The organism is uncultured Allobosea sp. (assembly GCF_945956895.1).
Classification (GTDB): Bacteria; Pseudomonadota; Alphaproteobacteria; order Rhizobiales; family Beijerinckiaceae; genus Allobosea.
This window is the reverse complement of the sequence record NZ_CAMFJF010000161.1, coordinates 1-2,511: the sequence shown is the minus strand read 5'-3', so window position 1 is coordinate 2,511 and position 2,511 is coordinate 1. Positions and strand designations below refer to the sequence as shown.

Here is a 2,511-nt window from a genome sequence, read left to right as displayed (position 1 = left end):
ACTCACGGACCTGCCGGACATAATCGCGCTGCGTGTGCTCGCCGAACTGGCGGATCGTCATGTCCTCGATCATCCGCTGGCGCAGCGGACTGACGGTGACGGCATCGATCATGGAGACCTCCAGGGATCAGGGGAAACGACCCCCAAATCCTCGGATGCGACGCCTCACAGGCGAAATATCAGCGATGAACACGCCGCAGCGCCCTGCCGCGAGAGCGGCTTAGTCCAATGGCGCGTCAGGTCGGTCGACGCACACACACCGGCCTAGCAATACGTGTTCAATCCCGTTCCCTGTCCGGCGTCTTCCGGACGCGTTGCCAGAAGCGCTTCTTCTTCTTTTGCCTCGGATCGGTGGTCGATTGGCGAGGAGCGGTGGTTGGAACCTGGGACGCCGTTCCGTTTGGCTTTGCATGCTCCGAGGCGACCTTCTCGGGCGAGGGGCGCTCAGGCGGATGCCGATGCTGGAGGTGAGCTGGCTTCTGTCCCGGATGGATCTCGCGGGGCGGTTCGATCTTCGCCGGGGGCCGCTTCTGATCGGAAGTGGATTGTGACGCTGCCTCTGGGCGTGACGGCAGAAGTGTCGGGCGGATTTCGTGTTCGACCATGTGGGCTTCAACACGCGCGACCATCTCCTCGAACGTGCTGGCATGCGGCGGGGGCGGTCGCCTGACCTTTGGCCGTGGCGGCGCATCGGGGGATTGGGCTGGCCTCACGGAGGCCATCGTGCCGGGATCGGCCGGGGCGGCCACGCCTGCCGGAACCGGACGCTGCGAGGCCTGGAGCCGATCATCGACTGGCGAAGCGGGCTCCACGACCGCTGCCGCATTCCGCGCCGGAGGCGCGAGAGAGGAAGACAGGCTGGTTTCATTGGTTGGAGAGAGTGGCTGCGGTCGCGCGCCATGGACCGTGCTGTCGCCTCGGTGGCGGTCGGAGGGTGGCGGGACAGGAGAGGTCGCGTCCGCGATTTCAGGAGACTGTTCCGGCGCCAGTAACGAGGGGGATTGCCGCGCGGCCTCGGCATCCCTGGTGGCCAAGTCTTCGAACCGCCGAACCCGCCTTGCGGCGCGTTCATGGTTTTCGATCGCGCTCGCGTTCTCCGAAGCGCGCTGGACGTCGGCTCTCTCCATGGCCCGCCAACGTTGGAGCCGCCGCTGCCACCGCGTTTCCCGCTCGTCGATGTCGGTTGCGGTGGTCCGTGCTGGCGAGAGCCCGACAGTTTCGGCCTCGATCGCGTCCTGACGCTCGCGGATGCGCCGGTCCTCGGCGTGAGCCGAGCCGGCGAGGGGATTGAGACCGCTCAATCCGAAGCTGCGCCGTACCCAAGCTCGCGCCCAGCGCAGGGGCTTCTTCAGAAGCAGGACCGCCATCTGCACGAGCGGGTGATCCTGCGTGGCACGACGTTCGGCGAGCGCCTGCGATTGATCGTCCGACCAGTCGGGGCGGTTTCCATCTATGGCAAGGGTGATGCCGGACGACTCGTGATGCAGGCGCGAGGGCGCTAAAGCATGCAGCTGGAACGCATTCAGGACCGGCCCGGAACCGAGCGGGATCGCATCGAGGCGATCGACCTCCGCTTGCGAGAGGGCTGTCGCATCACCTGAGCCGGCGATCTCTGGTGCTTCCGGCGCCATTCGACCGATGCCGCCGCGTCCGCCACGACGCGCCGCCTGGCGCCGAAATTCCCCGACAGGGTCGTCCGCGGCGAGCCAGGTCGCCTTATCGAAGACATGGAAAGAGGGGTTGGGGTCGACCTGCGGGCGGCGCATGCGGGCCTTGGCGAGCGCTATGGCTGCATCGCGCTCCTCTTTCGTCAGCGTCACAGTGGCCCGATCGGGCACTTCGTGATCGACCAGCTCATTGCGGCGCGACAGCCGGAAGACCTCGCGGCGGTGGCGCGACAGACTCTTCTCCGCGCTGAGATGAAGGGAGAGACGATCGCGGTGGCGGGTCATCCCGACATAGGATGCCTCGGCACTCAGGCCCTCGACGTCGACGAGTACAGCACGTTCGACGGTCGCACCCTGCGCGCCATGAACCGTCATCGCATAGGCATGCTGCAACTCGGGCACGCCGGCGTCGCTGAAGCGGGAGACGAGTTCGCGGTAGCGGACCATGAAGGAGAGCGGCTCGCCATCGTCCCCCTGGCGATCGAGTAAGAAGGTCAGACGCGGATCGGCCGGATCGGCGTCGATCGCCATGATGCGTGCAACATCGGAATTGAAGACGGTGAGGGAGCGCAGTTCGAGCCGGGCACCGAACACGATGCGGTCGCCGACGGCGAGCGGGATCGTGACCGGCTCGCTGCCCTCGCGCTTGCCGCGCGGCAATGCCTTGACCCGCACGAGATCGGGGCCGAGCCGGCCATTGGCCTGAAGCCGCTCACGAACGCGTTCGTTGAGTGCGGCGACGTCGCGGTTGCGCGGCGTGATCAGCAGTTGCCGGCTCAACGCATCGACCGCTGTGCGCGGCGGTGAGAAACCCATCCAGTGAAGCGCCGGCATTTGTGCTGGT

Annotated in this window: 1 pseudogene; it reads right to left on the bottom strand. The window is 66.6% G+C overall.

The window, feature by feature from the left end:
• Nucleotides 1-278 precede the first annotated feature (278 nt).
• A pseudogene (locus Q0Q02_RS23775) lies at nt 279-2,511 on the bottom strand (hypothetical protein); the annotation flags it as partial.